This window comes from Caballeronia sp. ATUFL_F1_KS39 (genome assembly GCF_023630985.1).
Lineage (GTDB): Bacteria > Pseudomonadota > Gammaproteobacteria > Burkholderiales > Burkholderiaceae > Caballeronia > Caballeronia zhejiangensis.
On record NZ_JALQDZ010000014.1, the window covers coordinates 55419 to 74776 of the forward strand.

Below are 19358 nucleotides of genomic sequence, written 5' to 3' on the forward strand. Positions count from 1 at the left end.
TTGGTTGCGCTACTTTGCTTCGTTTTGACTGGAAAGGCGTCAGACCTTGAGAATCCGCTCGCCCCGGCCGATGCCTGAGCTGCCCGTGCGAACCGTTTCGAGGATCGCCGTGGCGTCGAGCGCCTGGATGAACGCGTCGAGCTTGTCGGACGCGCCCGTCAGTTCCATCGTGTAGGTCTTCTCGGTCACGTCGATGATGCGGCCGCGGAAGATATCCGCCATGCGCTTCATTTCTTCGCGTTCCTTGCCGACCGCCCTTACCTTGATGAGCATCAGCTCGCGCTCGATGTGGGCGCCCTCTGTCAGGTCGACCACTTTCACCACCTCGATCAGGCGGTTCAGGTGCTTCGTGATCTGTTCGATCACGTCGTCCGAGCCAATGGAGACGATGGTCAGCCGCGACAGCGAACTGTCTTCGGTCGGCGCCACCGTCAGCGTTTCGATGTTATAGCCGCGTGCCGAAAAGAGCCCGACGACGCGCGATAACGCGCCCGGTTCGTTCTCCAGCAAAACGGAGATGATGTGTTTCATTGTCTTTTCCCGAATGTGTCCAGAAGAGGCGTTCGTCCGAAAAACCCGCGCGCGTCACATGTCCTTTGTGAAGACAGGCGCGCGCGGGCCTCGCGAGTCGAAGCCGCGTTATAGATCCTCAGACCCGAGCAGCATTTCCGTGATGCCTTTGCCTGCCTGCACCATCGGGAATACGTTTTCGGTGGGATCGGTCTGGAAGTCGAGAAATACGGTGCGATCCTTCAGGCGCAGCGCTTCCTTCAGCGCCGGCTCGACGTCCGCGGTCTTTTCGACGCGAATGCCGACGTGACCGTACGCCTCAGCGAGCTTCACGAAGTCGGGCAGCGCGTCCATGTACGAACTGGAATAGCGCTTCTTGTATTCGATCTGCTGCCACTGGCGCACCATGCCGAGATAGCGGTTGTTCAGCGAGATGATCTTGACGGGCGTGTTGTACTGCTTGCACGTCGAGAGCTCCTGAATGCACATCTGGATCGAGCCTTCGCCCGTGATGCAGACCACTTCGTCGTCCGGATAGGCCATCTTCACGCCCATCGCCGCCGGCAGGCCGAAGCCCATCGTGCCGAGACCGCCCGAGTTGATCCAGCGGCGCGGCTTGTTGAACGGATAGAACTGCGCCGCCCACATCTGATGCTGGCCGACATCGGAACACACGAACGCGTTGCCGTCGGTCAGTTCCCAGAGCTTTTCGACGACGTACTGCGGCTTGATGATCTCGCTCTTGCGGTCGTAGGACAGGCAATCCTTCGAGCGCCAGCCTTCGATCTCGTCCCACCACTTCGCGAGCGCCTGCGTGTCCGGGCCGTGCTCGGCGTGCTGAAGCTGCTCGATGAGCTCCTTGAGCACTTCCTTCACGTCGCCGACGATGGGGATATCCACCTTCACGCGCTTGGAAATGGACGACGGGTCGACGTCGATATGGATGATCTTGCGCGGCGACGACGCGAAGTGCTTCGGATCGCCGATCACGCGGTCGTCGAAGCGCGCGCCGATGGCGATCAGCACGTCGCAGTTCTGCATCGCCATGTTGGCTTCGTACGTGCCGTGCATGCCGAGCATGCCGAGGAACTTCTTGTCCGATGCGCGATAGCCGCCGAGGCCCATCAGCGTGTTGGTGACGGGATAGCCGAGCAGATCGGCGAACTGGTTCAGCTCGCGCGATGCATCGGCGAGGATGATGCCGCCGCCGGTATAGATGTACGGGCGCTTCGCCGACAGCAGAAGCTGCACCGCCTTGCGGATCTGGCCCGAATGGCCCTTCGTGACCGGATTGTACGAACGCAGCGACACGCTCTTGACCGGCTCGTACTTGCACGGCGCCTTCGACACGTCCTTCGGAATGTCGATCAGCACCGGGCCGGGACGGCCGGTACGCGCGATGTAGAACGCTTTCTTGACGGTCTCGGCCAAGTCGCGCACGTCCTTCACGAGGAAGTTGTGCTTCACGCATGGACGCGTGATGCCGACGGTGTCGCACTCCTGGAATGCGTCGAGACCGATGGCCGCAGTCGGAACCTGCCCGCTGATGACGACGAGCGGAATCGAATCCATGTAGGCCGTGGCGATGCCGGTGACGGCATTGGTGACGCCCGGGCCCGAGGTCACGAGACACACGCCGACGTTGCCGGTCGAGCGCGAATACGCGTCGGCGGCGTGCACGGCGGCCTGCTCGTGGCGCACGAGAATGTGCTGAATCTGGTCTTGCTTGTACAGCTCGTCGTAGATGTAGAGTACCGAGCCGCCGGGATAGCCCCAAATGAACTCGACGTTCTCATCGGCCAATGCGCGCATGAGCACGGTGGCGCCGATGGAGTCAGCTTCGTGAGGAGGAGTCGTATCCGACGTGGAGAATTCCGCGCTGGGCATGTTCATTCATCACCTTTCGAATTTTCGGCAAAAAATTGATCGGGTGCTCTCTGCCGGGCTTGTGGCTCGGGTTCAAGCGGCGCGTCTAGGTTTGACTGGCGTGCTTCTTGGGCTCGCCTCAAAGCAGACATTTCACTGATGATGCGAGTCAGAAAATGTAACAGCGGCGCGCGCGGGCGGTCAAGCAAAAAGTTACCGAACGCGGCGTGCGCGCTGATTTTGCGCCGTTGCGGTGCGAAAGTTCCTTTACGGGGAGCGGCTGTCCGGGGCGCATTCGGCCGGTCGAGTGCAGGCGGCAAATGGCAACAAAAGCTCTCATCCGCTCCGGATGCGGCGAAACTTTGCTAGGATTCGCAGGTTTTCCTAGAACTCCACGATCCTCATCGACGCAACTTCGGACGCAGCTTCGTTGCGCCGGGTCCCCAACGGATGGCATCAGACAAGGAACTCGCCGACTTCCTGGCGGGCGTCGAAAGACGCGCGTTCAAGCAAACCGTGTACACCGTTCGCGACGACGACGCGGCGCTCGACATCGTGCAGGACGCGATGATCAAGCTGGCGGAAAAATACGGCGACCGGCCTGCATCCGAGCTTCCCCTTTTATTCCAGCGTATCCTTCAGAACGCGACGCATGATTATTTCCGTCGCCAGAAGGTGCGCAACACCTGGGTCAGCCTGTTTTCGTCCTTCGGCAATGCGGACGACGACGAATTCGACCCGCTCGAAACCCTCGAATCCGAGGACGGCGCGGCGGGCAGCGAGAGCAGCGAAAACCGTCTGGAGCGCGAGCAGGTATTGAATCTGATCGACGCCGAAATCCAGAAACTGCCCGCGCGTCAACGAGAAGCTTTTCTCATGCGTTACTGGGAGGATATGGATGTCGCCGAGACGGCCGCCGCGATGGGATGCTCCGAGGGTAGCGTGAAGACGCACTGTTCACGCGCTACGCATGCACTCGCGCAAGCCCTGAAAGCCAAAGGGATCACGCTATGAGTTCCACTCTTGAAACGAAGGAAAACGAGTTCGCGCTGAAAGTCGTGCGCGCACTCGATGAAAGCACGTCGAACATTCCGGCTGCCGCCGTCGACCGGCTGCGCGATGCGCGCCGCGCCGCGATCGCGCGCAAGAAGCCGGAGAAGGTGGCCGTCGCGATGACCGCGCCCGCCTTCGCTCCGGCGTTCGCCGGAGGCACGCTCGACGCGGGCGGCGCCGATAACGGCCGCGGCGCAAAAGGGCTGCTCGCGCGGCTCGGCGGCCTCGGACTCGCGTGGCCGCTCGCGGCGCTCGTCATCGGGATTGCGGGCATCGCGTATTGGGAAGATCAGCAGCGCAAGGCGGAACTGGCCGACATCGACGCGGCCATGATGAGCGACAGCCTGCCCATCGACGCCTATCTGGATCACGGTTTCAACGCGTATCTGACGCGCAATCATTAAGCACTGAAAACAGCGGGGGAATTTCCGGGTGAGTTACAAGCGCGGTCTCGCGATTGTCTTTAGTTGCGCGATTGCGGGTCTGGTTGCGTTCGCCGCGACTTATCCGCGCTTTTATTCCACCGCCGCAGCGCCGTCGTCCGCCGCCGCGCCGAGCGGCAGTTCCGGCACGCCCGCCGATTCGAACGCATCGCCGCTCGCCGCGCTGTCGTCCGACAGCCCGATCTCCTGGAGTCATCTCACCGAAGCGCAGCACGTTGCGCTCGCGCCCTTCGCCACGCAGTGGGACTCGTTCTCCGACGAGCGCAAGAAAAAGTGGCTCAGGATCGCGTCGCGGTTCCATCGGATGTCGCCCGACGCGCAGAAGCATCTGCATCAGCGCATGGAAGAATGGGTGCGGCTCACGCCCGACCAGCGCAAGGTCGCGCGCGAGAACTATCAGGTTTCGAAGTCGGTGCCGCTCGAAAAGCGCGAGAAGGCGTGGGACGCGTATCAGAAGCTCTCCGAAGAACAGAAGAAAAAGCTGGCCGCGAGCGAGCACACGCGCCGTCCGACAATCGTTTCCGCGCCGCCCACCGGCAAGACGGAAGTGAAGGACATCAACCGGCTCGTCGCGGCGCGCGAGCAGGGACACGTCGGCGGCCACGCGGAAGGCAGTTCGGCGGCGGCGGCCGCGCCGGCAGTGCCCGTTTCCGGCTCGCCGGCGCAACCCGCCATTCCGAGCGCGGCGAGCATCGTGCCGGCCACGCCGATTCCGGTATCGCCGCAGCAGGCGCCTTCGATGTACAACGGCTCGTGAGCGCGCAGCCGGCAGTGGCCACCGTCGATCCGATGCGCGCGCCCACACTGCGCCGCCGGCTCGCGACGATGCTCTACGAAGGCGTCATTCTCTTCGGCGTCGTGTTCCTCGCCGGTTATCTCTTCAGCACGCTCACGCAGCAACGCAACGGCCTCACGCATCACAACTGGCTGATGTCGTGGATCGGCATCGTCCTCGCGGCTTACTTCGTGTATTTCTGGACGCACGGCGGCCAGACCCTGCCGATGAAAACCTGGCGCCTCAAACTCGTCGATGCGCGCGGGCAACCCGTCAAACCCGCCCGCGCGCTCGCGCGCTACGCGCTCGCGTGGCTGTGGTTCCTGCCGCCGCTCGCGCTGCATCCGCTCTTCTCGCTCGCCGTGCCGCAGACGCTCGCCGTCTTCGCCGCGTGGGTCGCGCTGTGGGCCGCCGCCGTGTGGCTCGATCCGGCGCGTCAATTTCTCCATGACCGCCTCGCCGGCACGCGCATCGTTCCCGCGCAATCCGTTGTCAAGTAATAAGAACTTCTCGTGACTGTCACGGCTCGGTCACGGCCGGAAGGCGTAATGCGCATACCGAAACCCGATGCGCGAGCCAATGGCCTTCAACTCGTCCGCCCGACCGGCAATCGACCCGCCCTCTCCCTTCAGCTTCAGCAATAGCGAACTGCGCACCGGTCCCTTCGCGCTGCGATCGGAGTCCACGGAATCGTTCGGGTCCGAATCCGCGTCGCCGGGCCAGCACGACGGCATCGCCGATTCTGGCGGAGAGCCGCATCGATACCGCACGATCTGGCTGTCCGATATCCACCTCGGCTCGGGCGGCTGCCAGGCGCCGTATCTGCTCGATTTCCTGCGGCACCACGAGTCGGAGTATCTGTATCTCGTCGGCGACATCATCGACGGATGGCAGCTTCGTAAAGGCTGGTTCTGGCCGCAGGCGCACAACGACGTCGTGCAGAAAATCCTGCGCAAGGCGCGAAAGGGCACGCAGGTCGTGTACATCCCGGGCAATCACGACGAAGCGGCGCGCCAGTTCTGCGATCTCGCGTTCGGCGACATCCACGTTCGCGGCGAAGCCTTTCACACGACGCTCGCGGGCAAGCGTCTATGGATCGTACACGGCGATCTCTTCGATGGCGTGATCCAGCACGCCAAATGGCTCGCCTATCTCGGCGACACCGCCTACACGATGATCCTGCTGCTCAACCGCTGGTTCAATCGCGTGCGCACGAAGCTCGGCTTCAACTACTGGTCGCTGTCGCAATACCTGAAGCATCAGGTCAAGAACGCGGTGAACTTCATCTCGCAGTTCGAGCGCGTGATGACCGACGAAGCGCGCCGCCGCGGCTGCGACGGCGTCGTGTGCGGGCACATCCACAAGGCCGAAATCCGCGACATCGACGGCATTCTCTACTGCAACGACGGCGACTGGGTCGAGAGTCTCTCGGCGCTCGTCGAAACCTACGACGGCGAACTGAAAATCGTCTACTGGACGGTGATGCGCTCGCCGGAAGCGCGGCCGGCGAAAGCACGCGCGACCGTCTGACCACGAACGAACCAACGGGGCCAAAGCCGATGAAGATCATGATCGTTACCGACGCATGGGAACCGCAGGTCAACGGCGTCGTGCGCACGCTCACGCAGACGACGAAGGAACTCACCGCGCTCGGACATCGCGTGGAATTGCTCACGCCGCTCGAGTTCAGAACGATTCCCTGCCCGACCTATCCGGAGATTCGCCTGTCGCTGATGCCGGGACAGCGCGTCGCGAGCCGCATCGACGCGTTCGGGCCGGACGCGCTGCACATCGCCACCGAAGGTCCGCTCGGACTCGCGGCGCGCGCGTATGCGCTGCGTCACAAGCTGCCGTTCACGACCGCGTACCACACGCGCTTTCCGGAGTATGTGAAGGCGCGCTTCGGCATCCCGCTCGCGCTGACGTATCGCTTCCTCCACTGGTTCCACAAGGGCTCGCAGGCGGTGATGGCGCCGACGCCCGTCGTCAAGAGCGATCTCGAAAAATACGGCTTCACGAATGTCGTGCTGTGGACGCGCGGCGTCGATCTCGACATCTTTCATCCGATGGAGTCGAAGGTGCTCAACACGGCGCGGCCGATCTTTCTGTACGTCGGGCGCGTGGCCGTGGAAAAGAACGTCGAGGCGTTTCTCAAGCTCGATCTGCCCGGCTCGAAGTGGGTCGCGGGCGAAGGTCCGGCGCTCGCGGAGCTGAAGTCGCGCTATACGAACGTCAACTATCTGGGCGTGCTGTCGCAGCCCGAGCTCGCGAAGGTCTACGCGGCGGCGGATGTCTTCGTGTTCCCCAGCAAGACCGATACTTTCGGCCTCGTGCTGCTCGAAGCGATGGCCTGCGGCACGCCGGTCGCGGCCTATCCGGTGACGGGCCCGATCGACGTGCTCGGCGAAAACGGCCCCGGTGCGCTCGACGACGACCTTCACGAAGCCTGCCTGCAGGCGCTGAAAATCGAACGCGCCGATGCCCGCGCGTGGGCCGAACGCTTCTCGTGGCGCGCGGCCTCGGAGCAGTTCGCATCGCATCTGCGCCAGTTCGGGCCGCGCGCCGCGAGCTCGGACCGGGCAGCGGCATGACGCGACACGCCGTGGCGCAGGAACGGGCCGAAGCGAACGCGCGAGGCGCTTCGTCCGCGACGGGCCGCGCGCGCGATCCCTTCGACGATGACCCCGAAGACATCGACGAAACGTCCGCGCAGCCGCCCGAGCCGCTCGGCCCCGACGACCTGCCCTTCAATCCGTACAAGGGCAACCGCGGCTTCACGCGCGCGTGGCACGCGATGAAAAATTCGCTGTACGGTTTTCGCGTCGCGATTCGCGAGGAAAGCGCGTTTCGTCAGGAATTGACGCTCGCCGCGATCCTCTTGCCGTGCAGCCTTTTCGTGCCGGTCGCGCCCGTCGAGCGCGCGGCGCTGATCGCGTCCGTGCTGCTGGTGCTGATCGTCGAGTTGCTGAATTCGAGCGTCGAGGCGGCCATCGACCGGATATCGCTCGAACGTCACGAGTTGTCAAAGCGCGCGAAGGATTTCGGCAGCGCCGCGGTGATGGTCGCGCTCGGCGTCTGCGTCATTACCTGGGGTCTGATTCTTTGGCCGTTTGCATCCGCTTGGCTCGCGCGTATCTTATAAAAGAGAATTCGTGCGCTCAAAGCTCGCGTCCGTGCCGCAGAACGACCGGTTTATAATCGTCCGATATTCTCAAAAATAGCAACGGAAGCGGCCGCGCGAACGCTCATCCCGAGCCCTCGCGGCCCGATCCCAAGGTCGGACGACATGGAAGCCAAACCACCCCGCCGCACCCGCGAACGGATACTCGAGCTGTCGCTGAAGTTGTTCAACGATATCGGCGAGCCGAACGTCACCACGACGACGATCGCCGAGGAGATGGAAATCAGTCCAGGCAACCTGTACTACCATTTCCGCAACAAAGACGACATCATCAACAGCATCTTCGCGCAGTTCGAGCAGCAGATTCAGAAGCGTCTGCGCTTTCCGGACGATCATCGCCCGACGATCGACGAGATGTGGTCGTATCTGCAATACATGGCGGATTTCCTGTGGACTTACCGCTTCCTGTATCGCGACCTGAACGATCTGCTCGCGCGCAACCGCACGCTCGAAACGCACTTCAAGCAGATCATCACGCACAAGGTGCACTTCGCGAGCCAGTTGTGCGAGGCGCTCGTGGCCGATCAGGAAATGGTCGCGACGCCCGAGGAGATCAAGGTAATCGCGACGAACATCGGCGTGATCGCGACGTACTGGCTGTCGTATCAGTACGTGATGAATCCGCGCAAGTACAACGATCAGGAAGCGATCCGCACGGAACTGCATCAGGCGAGCCTGCATATCATCTCGATCATGGCGCCGTATCTGCGCGGACGCTCGCGTCAGCTCTTCGACGATCTCGTTTCCGGTAAGCTGCCAAAGCGCGAGTATGCGGATTTCCTGCCGCCGCGCGAAGACGCGTCCAACGCATCGAACGCGTCGAAGACCGAAATACCGAAGGATTCCAGATAAATGAAGGCAGTTTGTGTTTATTGCGGCTCCGCGACCGGCGCCCGCCCCGTCTATGCCGAAGCGGCCAAGGCATTCGGCCGCGCGCTCGTTGAAAACGATCTCTCGCTCGTCTACGGCGGCGGCCGCGTCGGGCTGATGGGACTCATCGCCGATGAAGTGCTCGCCGCGGGCGGACGCGCCGTCGGCGTGATTCCCGAGTTGCTGCTCGCGAAGGAAGTCGGCCACACGGATCTCACCGAATTGCACGTCGTGCCCGACATGCACGAGCGCAAGAAGAAGATGGCCGATCTGTCGGACGCGTTCGTCGCGATGCCGGGCGGCGTCGGCACGTTCGAGGAGTTTTTCGAGGTCTACACGTGGGCGCAGCTCGGCTATCACCAGAAGCCGGTCGGCTTGCTCGACGTGAACGGCTACTACGATCCGCTCATCGCGATGCTGCGTCATACGGTCGACGAAGGCTTCATGCGCGAGGCGTATCTGGATTTCATTCAGGTCGCAGCCGAACCCGGCGAGATGATCGCAAAGCTGAAGACCTACACGCCGCCCGCGATCGACAAGTGGTCCGAAAAACGTAACGCCGTCTGAGGAGCGGAACCGATGTCGAAAGTCATCCTGATTACGGGGGCAAGCCGCGGCATCGGCCGCTCGGCTGCGGTGCTCGCGGGCGCGCGCGGCTGGTCGGTCGGCGTCAACTACGCGTCGAACGCCGCGGCCGCCGATGACACCGTCGCGGCCGTCGTTGCGGCGGGCGGCAAGGCCATCGCGATTCCCGGCGACGTCAGCGACGAAGCCGCGATCATCGCGATGTTCGACGCGACCGAGAAAGCTTTCGGCAAGATCGATGGCGTCGTGAACAACGCGGGCATCGTCGCGCCCGGTTCGATGCTCGCGGACATGGATATCGCGCGCATGAAGCGCATCTTCGACATCAACGTGCTCGGTGCGTATCTCTGCGCGCGCGAGGCGGCGCGGCGCATGTCGACTTCGCGCGGCGGCAAGGGCGGATCGCTCGTGAATGTATCGTCGGCGGCGGCGCGGCTCGGCGGGCCGAACGAGTACGTCGATTACGCGGGATCCAAAGGTGCGATCGACACGCTCACGATCGGGCTGTCGAAGGAACTCGGGCGCGAAGGCGTGCGCGTGAACGCGATTCGCCCCGGGCTCATCGATACCGACATCCACGCGAGCGGCGGCAAGCCGGATCGCGCGCACGTACTTGGCGTGCAGACGCCGATCGGACGCGCGGGCACCGCCGATGAAGTCGGCGAATCGATCGTATGGCTGTTGTCGGATGCGTCGTCGTATGTGACGGGCGCGATTCTGGACGTGTCGGGCGGGCGTTGATCAAGCAGGCTCGGGCATGAACTCGAGCCGATAACCGCGCTCCTCGAGCATCTTGACCACAGGCGGCTCCAGCGGATGTTCGTCGATGTGGCGCCGCGTCGCGCCATAACGCACGACCGGCGGATCGATGCTGGCAAGACGCCGCCATGAACCGTGCATGCCAAATACAGCGTGAAGGTTCACGCCGATGTGACTGAGCGCGGCATGTTCGAAACCGAAACGCGCCGCGACTTCGAGCGGCGCGAACCGCAGACCCACGGCTTCCAGCTCGGGACGCAACATGCAGGTGAGTTGCACGTCTTCATGCGTGGCGTCGTTGAACCAGCTCATGGCGATCGGCTCGGAATCTCTGACGTCGGGCGGCGGGACCACCATCCGGATGTGCGGATGATCGACCAGCGCACGAAGCATGCGACGGCTACGGAGACTGAAGCCTCCGTTGAGCACCGGAATCACGACGGAGTCCGGGTTCTCGAGATCGCCGTACCAAGAAAAATCCTTCTTCCAGTAAATGCCTTCGGGTCTGTCGACGCGCGCGAGGTGTCCGGGCGCGCCGATATAGTCGTATTCGAGGAATTCATCGGTCCAGTTCGACGCGTCGAGCAGCCAGCCGTCTTCCTGGACGATCAGCACGTACTCCGTTTCGACCATGCGCCACAACGCGAACATCATGAAAAGGCTGTATTCCTTGAAGCTCAGCGGCGCGATGGCACGGTGACGAATGTCCGGCGGAAGATTGCCGGGTGCGGACGGGCTTAGAAGCAAGGCGGAAGCGCCGGGCATTTGCCGGCGGGAGAATTCGAGCGCCAGCGCCGCGCCGTGGGCGTCGTTCAGTCCGGTCACGGAGACCAGAGTGATGTTGCTGAAATCGGGCATGAAACACGTCGGATGATAAGGATGCCGAGCGATTCTAAATCACTGGCATTCGACGCCATCTCAAAAGGCTGGGTCATTCATCGACGCGCATTTGGCGGCGAGAATATGGTTTTGACGGGGAAAGTGCGCGATCATTTTCGATGAAGCGAGCAAATCGATCGGGTGGCTGACCGGTTTGGTTCCACCATCTTGCCTACTCCGGAACGAACCTCAATCGGTATCCACGTTCCTGAAGCATACGTGCAAATGCACGTTCTCCATGTTTCTTCATGACGGCGCTTAGTCTGATTTGAAATTGGACCGTGGGCGGATCGATACTCACTAGCCTCCGCCACGAGCAATGGTGACCAAACAGCGTCATGGTGTTGAAGTTGCGATGCAAATATCCGGCGTTTTCCATTCCAAAGCGCGCGCATAGCTCCGCCGGCGCGAAGCGTATTCCGACGGCCTCCAGTTCCGGGCGCAAAATCGCGGTCAACTGCACATCTTCGTTGGGTGCGCCGTTGACCCATGTCATCTTGAGTGAATCTCCGCCTACGCTATCCGGCGGCGGGATACGCACCATGATCTCGGGATGGTCGGCGAATACACGCATCATGCGCCGGCTGCGCAAACAGAAGCCACCGTTGAGCACGGGCATGACCCGCTTGCCCGGCTGATCAAGTTCCAAGCCCCATTTGTGGTGAACAACCCATTGCGTTCTGTCTTGGGTATCGATGCGCCCGACATGAGTCGGCGGCCCCACGTAATCGTAGTCCAGGAACTCGTCACTCCAGTTATTCGCATCGAGGACCCAGCCATCGTCCTGGACAATCAGCGCAAAGTCCGTTTCGATGACACGCCATAGCGCGAACATCATGAACCAGCTGTACTCTTGATACGTGAGGGGTGCAATCTTTCGATGTTCGATTCCTGCTGGCAGGTTCGCCGGAGCATGCGGACTGCACAATAATGCGCGCGCACCCGGCATTTGTTGCCAACTCAAAGTAAGTGCATCGGCCGCCCGCCCGGCATTCGAACACCCGGTTACGGATACGATCGTAATGTTGCTGAAATTCTGCATTCTTTTTCCATGAACTGCGGATAAGCGACCCAATGCTGTTATGAAAGGGCCTGCCAAGGTTCCGTTTCGTCGATGTCGGCAGGTCGGCGAGTCTATGCTTATGGCATGTCGACGGGCCATAGAAATAGTGCGAATTCAAGTCGCATAGGTAGACGAATCCACAGGGTCAGGACCGTCCAGACAACGAATCGAAAAATCTGTGCAGCGGGCGTGTTTATCCGGAAACGCGCACACACCATCGAGCAGGGCCTTCTTTCCGGGCACCACTCGATGGCGACGTTCTGGAAACCGCGATTATTGGATCGGCAGACTGGAAAGCGCTTTCTCGGCGTTGACAATTCCGCCCCCGCATCCCTCAGGGCAGCGTCCGGCCATCGAAGTGGCCGTAGAGACCAGAACACTCTTGATCTGGTCCAGCGTCAAACTCGGTTGCTTTTCGAGCATGAGCGCGATCACACCCGATACGTGCGGGGCAGACTGTGACGTGCCGCTTGACAGCTTGTAGGAGTTGTTCGATTGCGGAGCTGTCTTCCCTTCGTCAGTAAGCGAGATAATTGCCTCGCCCGGCGCCATGACCGTGACCGACGAGCCATAGTTCGAAGTAGCCGAGCGATTGCCAGCAGAGTTTGTCGCACCAATAGATAGCACTCCACGGCAGTTTGCGGGCAGTTGAGTGGATGCGTCGGCATTGGCATTTCCACTTGCCGCGACGATCACGGCGCCTTTTTCAACTGCAAAGCTGACTGCGTCTTGCATGGTCTTACTGCATGCGCCGATACCACCGAGACTCATGTTGATCACGCGCGCTGGATAAGGGTTATCAGGTACGCCTGACACTGAGCCTCCCGCGGCCCACACGACGGCATCCGCGATGTCCGACAACTCGCCGCCACAGCGCCCAAGCACCCGGACCGGCAAGATCTTGCTGTTATATGCGACGCCGGCGATTCCAGTCCCATTATTGGTCTTTGCCGCGATGATTCCAGCAACGTGGTCCCCGTGCCACTCCGAGTCCTTCGCGGAATTCTGCACACCCGAGGGGCATACGTCCCCTATCTGCGTCCAATTGCCGGGGTCCGTCGCATCGGATGAACGCCCGGACCGGTTTCTATCGTAGTTTGCATTGCTTATAAAATTGTATCCGGGAAGCGTCTGACCATCGAGATCCCTATGCGATGTATAGCCCGAATCGAGCACCGCAATCACGACGCCCTTTCCGGTCGCTTGTTCCCACGCAGCAGGCATCGCAATGGCGGTCGCCTGGCTCGACAAATTCCACTGATAGCTGTTATAGAACTGATCGTTCGGCACGAGATTCGCCTGCAGCATTAGGTTAGGCTCGATGTACTCCACCTCCGGGCTCTTCAGATACTCCACCATGAACGCCTGAGCCTCAGAGGAACTCATGCGCTTCGACGCCCGGATGACGTGCCCTCGACCACGCGTCACACTTCTTTCTTCGATCGAAAGATTCCTCAGTTTGGCCACGCGCGCATTGTTCGAAGTGGCCAGCGTAGCGTCGTTGATTGATCGATGCGCGGCACTGTCACCACTGCCGCTCTCGTTCGCCTGCGAGCGGTAATAGACGATGAAACTGTCGTACTCGCTTCCCTGAAGCAATCCGCTGACATTCGCGCGCGATGCATACTCCGTAGGAATTTCGTTCGCAGCGAGCCTCGTTGTCGCTTTCATTTGAGTGGACTCGGGCAACACCGATCCGAGTTCGGAAGATCCCCCGCCGCAGGCTGCGAGACTAGCGGAAGCAGCCATGATTAAAGCAATAGTTCTTTTCTTCATTATTTTGATTCTATTTTTTAATTCGTATACCTAATTTATAGGAACGTAATACATGAACTTACGACTAACACGCTATGCGACCATGCCGTCCTCCTTCGTCGATGATGAGTTCCCGAAAACCTCCCTAGCGTCATCGTCTGGGGGCGATGTCTTCCAGTGTGTCGCCCTATGCCTGCTCACTCCGCAGCGAACGTTACGCGATACCCGCGCGCCTCCAACATACGCACGACATCCATTTCCCGGAATGCCCGCTGTGCCAAACTGCGTTTGACTTTGTACTCCACGCTCGGTGGATCGATGCTGACCAGACGGCGCCAGAAAGCATGATGGCCGAATAGGTCCATGAAATCGGCATCGCCATAGATAGGACCGGAGTCTTCCACCGCGAACAGCTTGCACAAATCGAGCGGAGCGTACTTGATCCCGACCGCCTCGAGTTGCGGACGCAAAGTGGCAGTCAGTTGCACGTCTTCATTGGGTGCGCGATTACTCCAGCGCATGCGAAATTCGCTGTTATCGAGTAATTCCGGCCGCGGAATCTCAACCTTGATTTCCGGATGATCCATCAATGCGCGCAACATGCGCCTGCTGCGCAGGCTGAAGCCTCCATTCAAAACAGGCCGCACGACATGGCCCGGACGATCTATCCGATCGCGCCATTTGAAGTGTGAAATCCATTCGGTACCGGCGGCCGATTCGACGCACGCCTGATGAACGGGTGCCCCTATGTAGTCGTAGTCGAAGAATTCGTCACGCCAGTTATTGCCGTCCAGAACCCAGCCATCATCCTGCAAGACGAGCGCGAAATCGGTGTCGATCAGCTTCCAAAGCGCAAACATCACGAACCAGCTGTATTCGTGGTAGTTCATGGGAGCGATCTTGCGGTGCGCGATTCCTTCAGGCAGCCCGCGCGGCGAATTCGGACTGCAAAGTAATGCGCGCGCGCCTGGCATCTGTCTGCGACTCAATTCCAGCGCTGGAACGGCGCGCGTGGCGTCCTGCAAACCTGTTACGGAAACCAAAGTAATTCGATTAAAGTTCGCGCGCGTCATGCTGTTGCGATGGTCCGATATATGAATAGTGCCTTGATACAGCGGTATTCATATTAGGGGCGCATCGCTCATGCATCAATAGAACTAATCGGAAAACGGATCGTCAACGACCAATGTCAATCCGTTCGATCGACGATGTGACGCGGGCTTCCTCACGTAAAAGGGATGCGGCACACGCTTCGCCCGTGGGTCAAAACCCGCCATGCGCCGCCAGCCACGCCTCCTCATCGGCGCGCATTTCGCGTCCGAGAATCCGATTGCGATGCGGAAAGCGTCCGAAGCGCTCGACCACTTCTGCGTGCTCCAGCGCCGATTCATGGAAGCTCGAAACGCCGGTCTCTTCTTTCAGCTTTGCGAATAAGCGCAGCGCCTCGCGCTGGCTCCCCATCGATTCATCGTGCTCGAACGGCATGTACGCGAACGCGCGATGGTACGCACTCGGCAAGCGCAGATCGTCGCCGCGCTCGACCAGCGTCTTCGCCAGCGCGAGCGCACGCGCATCGCCCGCAAACGCGCGCGGCGTGTTCCGATGACAGTTGCGCGAAAACTGATCGATGAGCACGATCAGCGCAAGCGTGCCGAGCGGCGTGCTTTCCCACTCGCGCAAGCCGCCCGCGTGCGCCTCGTCGAGCAGCGCGCCGAAACGTTCGGTGAGCAGCGAATCGAAGGCGCGCTTCTTCTTCCACCACAGCTTGCGATCCTGACCGAATTCCGCTGAACCGGGCGCGCCGAACCAGAGATCGAGCACGGCCTGAGCGCGCGGATCCATGTTCAGACGAGTTCCAGCACCAGTCGCCGCGTGCGCGCGCTCTTTTTCTCCAGCTTCGCGATGCGCAACTCGCCGATCTCCTCCGTGTTGCGCACATGCGTGCCGCCGCACGGCTGCAGATCGACATTCTCGATGCGCAAGAGACGCACGCGGCCGAGGCCCGTCGGCGGCTTCACGCTCATCGTGCGCACGAGCTCGGGACGCGCGGCCATTTCATCGTCGGTGATCCATTCGGTCTGCACGCCGTGCGCGCCGCCGATCAGCGCGTTGAGCTTCGCTTCGACGGCTTCGCGCTCGATCGGCTCGACCGTCGCGAGATCGAGCCGCGCATATTCCGTCGTGATGCTGCAGCCGTCGACGGGATACGGCAGCACCGCGCAGATCAGATGGCTCGCCGTATGCAGCCGCATGCGCCGGTAACGCTGCGCCCAGTCGATCTCCGCGCCCACCTTGTCGCCGGTTTTCAGCTTCGCAAGCGCATCCTCCTGACCGGGCGCGGGAACGTGAACCGCGTCATCCGGCGTTGCGCCTTCGAACTTCGCCTTGCGCGTATCGGCGATCGCGATGACCGTCCCGTCCGCGAGCGTCAGCGTGCCGGCATCGCCCGCCTGGCCGCCGCCGAGCGGATAGAACACGGTTTGATCGAGGTGGATGCCCTGCTCGTCGATGGCGGTGACGGTCGCGTCGCAACGCGTCTGATAAGCGTCCTCGCGAAAGAGTGCGCGTGTGCTCATGGTCGTGCTTCCTTGCGATGAGGCGAAAAAGCCGATGATGCATCAGCCGCGCCCCGCCTGAACCGGTACAAAAGAAAGCGAATCAACCGGGACGGTTGCGCATCCAGTCAGCGGTATCGAAGAACGAAGTGAGCAGCCGCTCGCGCAAGGATGCGTCGATGCCGATGTCTTCCATCGCCCACGCCATGCAGCGCAGCCATTGATCGCGCTCGCTCGATGCAATCGCGAACGGCAGATGCCGCGCCCGCAAACGCGGGTGACCGAAGCGGCTGATGTAGTGATCCGGCCCGCCCATCCAGCCGCACAGGAACCAGAACGTCTTGTCGCGCGAATTGTCGAGCGTCGGCGGATGCAGCGCGCGGATGCCCGCGAACTCCGGCTCGAGGTCCATCAGATCATAGAAACGGTCGACGAGCGCGCGCACGCGCTCTTCGCCGCCGACCAGCTCGAAAGCGGTCGGCTTTTGCACATCGTCTTCGGGATTGACGTCGGTCATTGCTCTGATTCGAAAAACTACGCGTCGCGCAGCGATTGCAGCGCGGGGCGCGCCAATACGCGCCGCAGGCTCAGCCAGCCGCCGAGCCCCGCGCACGCGACGCCCGCGACGATGCCCACCGGCACGAGCCACGGATTGAAATCGATATGAAACTCGAACACGCGCGCCGCCAGCACATAGCCGATGCCCTGCGCGCCGACCGCGGCCATCAGCCCGGACAGCGCGCCCACGGCGACGAACTCGGCGACCTGCACGGAGCGGATCTGTCCGTGCGACGCGCCGAGCGCGCGCAACAGCGCCGATTCGCGCACGCGTTCGTCGCGCGTGCCGGCAAGGGCCGCGTAGAGCACGAGCACGCCCGCCGCGAGCGTGAAGAGGAACAGGAACTGCACCGCGCCGATCACCTGCGCGAGCGTGCGATGAATCTGCGCGAGAATCGGCGCGATATCGATCGCCGTCACGTTCGGATAACGCGCGACGAGCCCGTCGATCACGCGTTGCTCGTCCGCCGGCAGATGAAAGCTCGTGATGAAGGTCGCGGGAAGATCGGCGAGCGCGTCGGGCGGCAGCAGCACGAAGAAGTTGACCTTGAACGAATTCCAGTCGACCTTGCGCACGCTCGTCACCGGCGCTTCGACCGGCAGTCCGGCGACGTCGAAACGCAGCACGTCGCCCATCTTCACGCGGATCGTCTTCGCGATGCCCTCTTCGATCGACACCTGCGGCTTGCCGTCTTTGCCGAACCACGCGCCTTGCGTGACGCGGTTATCGCCGGGCAGTTCGGTCGTGTACGACAGATTGAATTCGCGATCGACGAGGCGCTTCGCGTCGGCACGGTCGTAGTTGTCCGGATTCACAGCCTTGCCGTTGATGGCGACGAGACGCGCGCGCACCATCGGCGAAAGCGCGGCGTCGGGCTGGCCGTGCGCGTGCAGATAGTCGAGCACGCCGGCGCGCTGGTCCGGCTGAATGTCGATGAGAAACTGATTCGGCGCGTCGGGCGGCGTCGCGTCGCGCCAGCCCTTGATGAGATCGTTGCGCGTCATGCCGATGAGCAGCAGACACATCAGCCCGATGCCGAGCGCGGTGATTTGCAGCGCGCTCGACCCGCTGCGCCGCTCCAGCGACGCAAGCGCATAACGCCAGCCGACGCCCGCGCGGCTGCGCTCGCGCCGCACGAAGCGCGCCGCCGCCCAGAGCGCCGCGCGCGCGATCGCGCCGAACACGAGCAGGCCCGCCGCGAAACCGCCCGCGACGATGCCGCCGAGCTTCAACTCGCCCGCCGCGACGATCAAAAGCGCCGCGAACAGCAGCACGCCGACGCCATACGCGGCATGGGCGACGCGTTGCGCATCGCCAAGCTCGCGCCGGATGACATGCACCGGCGGCACGCGCGTGATCGGCAGAAGCGGCGGCAGCGCGAAGCCGAGCAGCAGCACGAGCCCCATCGCGACGCCTTGCAGCGCGGGCCAGACGCTCGGCTGCGGCAGTTCGACATCGACGAGCGAGCCGAGCCAGTTCAGCAGCACGAGATGCCCGCCGAAACCGAGCACGACGCCCGCCGCGCTGCCGATCAGGCCGATCGCCAGAAATTCGTTCAGGAAGAGCGCGCGCAGCGTGCGCTGGCTGACGCCGAGACAGCGCATCGCGGCGCAGCCGTCGAGATGACGCCGCGCGAAACGATGCGCCGCCATCGCGATCGCGACCGCCGCGAGCAGCGCCGTCAACAGCGACACCAGCGTGAGGAAGTGGCTCGCGCGATCGATCGTCTGGCGCACTTGCGGCTGGCCGTCGGAGAGCGATTCCAGCGCGACGCCGCGCAGCTTGCCGCCATCGACGTTCTCGCGCGCGAACTTCGCGAACTGCTCGACCTGGCTGTCGGAACCGGCGACGAGCAGGCGATACGTCACGCGGCTGCCGTAGCCGATGAGTCCCGTGGCGGCGATTTCGTCGGCGCGCATCATCAGGCGCGGCGAGAAATTGACGAACGAGAAGCCGCGATCCAGTTCGCGCGTGATGACGCCCGCGACCGTGAACGTGCGCGTGCCGACTTTCACCGTGCCGCCGACCTTCGTCTTGAGCGCATCGAGCAAGGCGGCGTCGACCCAGACGGTGCCGGGCGCGGGAATGCCGTGCGCGGGCGCATCGGCGGCGTCGACGGCGGGCGCGATGCGCAGCGCGCCGCGCAACGGATAGCCCTGCGTCACGCCCTTGATCGCCGCGAGGCGCGAGAGCGGCTGCGCGGACGTCGAACTGATCATGCTCGGGAAAATCGTCGTGCCCGCCGTCTCGAGTCCGAGCGATTTCGCTTGCGTTGCGAACATCGGATCGACGGGATGATCGGCGCGCACGACGAAATCGGCGGCGATCATCTGGCGTCCGTCGCGCGCGAGCCCTTGGCGCATGCGATCCGCGAGAAACCCGACGCTGGAGAGCGCCGCCACCGCCAGCACCAGCGCGAGCAGCAGCATCGTGAGCTCGCCCGCGCGCCAGTCGCGGCCGGTCATGCGCCACGCCTGACGCATCGTCTGCATGAAACCGAGCGTG

The 19358-nt window shown here is 62.4% G+C and carries 20 protein-coding genes; 10 read left to right on the plus strand and 10 right to left on the minus strand.

Annotated elements, in window-relative coordinates; translation table 11 throughout:
* Positions 1-39: 39 nt before the first annotated feature.
* Positions 40-531, minus strand: a complete 492-nt coding sequence (gene ilvN / locus NCR93_RS09050) for an acetolactate synthase small subunit (protein WP_008341906.1) — start codon at positions 529-531, stop codon at positions 40-42.
* Between the two features lie 108 nt (positions 532-639).
* On the minus strand, positions 640-2403 hold the full coding sequence (locus NCR93_RS09055; protein WP_008341907.1) for an acetolactate synthase 3 catalytic subunit: 1764 nt from the start codon (positions 2401-2403) through the stop codon (positions 640-642).
* A 423-nt stretch (positions 2404-2826) separates the two neighbouring features.
* Here NCR93_RS09055 and NCR93_RS09060 point away from each other — a divergent pair, with 423 nt between their 5' ends.
* The 10 genes from NCR93_RS09060 (at position 2827) to NCR93_RS09105 (ending at position 10024) form a co-directional block, all read left to right on the plus strand.
* On the plus strand, positions 2827-3390 hold the full coding sequence (locus NCR93_RS09060; protein WP_008341908.1) for an RNA polymerase sigma factor: 564 nt from the start codon (positions 2827-2829) through the stop codon (positions 3388-3390).
* On the plus strand, positions 3387-3833 hold the full coding sequence (locus NCR93_RS09065) for a DUF3619 family protein (RefSeq protein WP_175982714.1): 447 nt from the start codon (positions 3387-3389) through the stop codon (positions 3831-3833). Before NCR93_RS09060 ends, NCR93_RS09065 begins: the two co-directional genes overlap by 4 nt.
* Positions 3834-3861: 28 nt before the next feature.
* On the plus strand, positions 3862-4629 hold the full coding sequence (locus NCR93_RS09070; RefSeq protein WP_175982715.1) for a DUF3106 domain-containing protein: 768 nt from the start codon (positions 3862-3864) through the stop codon (positions 4627-4629).
* Entirely contained in the window at positions 4626-5147 is a 522-nt protein-coding gene (locus NCR93_RS09075; RefSeq protein ID WP_008341911.1) for an RDD family protein, read from the plus strand. Before NCR93_RS09070 ends, NCR93_RS09075 begins: the two co-directional genes overlap by 4 nt.
* Positions 5148-5214: 67 nt before the next feature.
* Complete coding sequence (locus NCR93_RS09080) at positions 5215-6177, plus strand: UDP-2,3-diacylglucosamine diphosphatase (RefSeq protein WP_239295366.1); 963 nt, start codon at positions 5215-5217, stop codon at positions 6175-6177.
* Between the two features lie 29 nt (positions 6178-6206).
* Entirely contained in the window at positions 6207-7238 is a 1032-nt protein-coding gene (locus NCR93_RS09085) for a glycosyltransferase family 4 protein (protein ID WP_034473050.1), read from the plus strand.
* Complete coding sequence (locus NCR93_RS09090) at positions 7235-7789, plus strand: diacylglycerol kinase (protein ID WP_034473049.1); 555 nt, start codon at positions 7235-7237, stop codon at positions 7787-7789. Before NCR93_RS09085 ends, NCR93_RS09090 begins: the two co-directional genes overlap by 4 nt.
* A 144-nt stretch (positions 7790-7933) precedes the next feature.
* Positions 7934-8680 (plus strand): TetR/AcrR family transcriptional regulator, encoded by a 747-nt coding sequence (locus NCR93_RS09095; protein WP_008341915.1) that lies wholly within the window; start codon positions 7934-7936, stop codon positions 8678-8680.
* On the plus strand, positions 8681-9265 hold the full coding sequence (locus NCR93_RS09100) for an LOG family protein (RefSeq protein ID WP_034473048.1): 585 nt from the start codon (positions 8681-8683) through the stop codon (positions 9263-9265). It begins immediately after the preceding gene.
* 12 nt (positions 9266-9277) lie between these two features.
* Positions 9278-10024 (plus strand): SDR family oxidoreductase, encoded by a 747-nt coding sequence (locus NCR93_RS09105; protein WP_008341918.1) that lies wholly within the window; start codon positions 9278-9280, stop codon positions 10022-10024.
* Here the strand turns inward: NCR93_RS09105 and NCR93_RS09110 are convergent, their stop codons facing one another.
* From NCR93_RS09110 to NCR93_RS09145, 8 genes are all read right to left on the minus strand, one after another.
* Entirely contained in the window at positions 10025-10900 is an 876-nt protein-coding gene (locus NCR93_RS09110; protein ID WP_175982717.1) for a DUF5672 family protein, read from the minus strand.
* Positions 10901-11093: 193 nt separating this feature from the next.
* On the minus strand, positions 11094-11963 hold the full coding sequence (locus NCR93_RS09115; RefSeq protein ID WP_008341920.1) for a DUF5672 family protein: 870 nt from the start codon (positions 11961-11963) through the stop codon (positions 11094-11096).
* 294 nt (positions 11964-12257) lie between these two features.
* Entirely contained in the window at positions 12258-13655 is a 1398-nt protein-coding gene (locus tag NCR93_RS09120; RefSeq protein WP_208457015.1) for a S8 family peptidase, read from the minus strand.
* Between the two features lie 281 nt (positions 13656-13936).
* Positions 13937-14812, minus strand: coding sequence for a DUF5672 family protein (locus tag NCR93_RS09125; protein ID WP_239295367.1), 876 nt, complete (start codon positions 14810-14812; stop codon positions 13937-13939).
* A 190-nt stretch (positions 14813-15002) separates the two neighbouring features.
* Positions 15003-15581 (minus strand): DUF924 family protein, encoded by a 579-nt coding sequence (locus NCR93_RS09130; RefSeq protein WP_175982719.1) that lies wholly within the window; start codon positions 15579-15581, stop codon positions 15003-15005.
* A gap of 2 nt (positions 15582-15583) precedes the next feature.
* Entirely contained in the window at positions 15584-16315 is a 732-nt protein-coding gene (locus NCR93_RS09135; RefSeq protein ID WP_175982720.1) for an alanyl-tRNA editing protein, read from the minus strand.
* Positions 16316-16397: 82 nt separating this feature from the next.
* Positions 16398-16811 carry a group II truncated hemoglobin gene (locus NCR93_RS09140; RefSeq protein WP_008341927.1) on the minus strand — a complete coding sequence of 138 codons (414 nt, stop codon included), beginning with the start codon at positions 16809-16811 and terminating at the stop codon, positions 16398-16400.
* 17 nt (positions 16812-16828) lie between these two features.
* Complete coding sequence (locus NCR93_RS09145; RefSeq protein ID WP_372492618.1) at positions 16829-19345, minus strand: ABC transporter permease; 2517 nt, start codon at positions 19343-19345, stop codon at positions 16829-16831.
* Positions 19346-19358 lie beyond the last annotated feature (13 nt).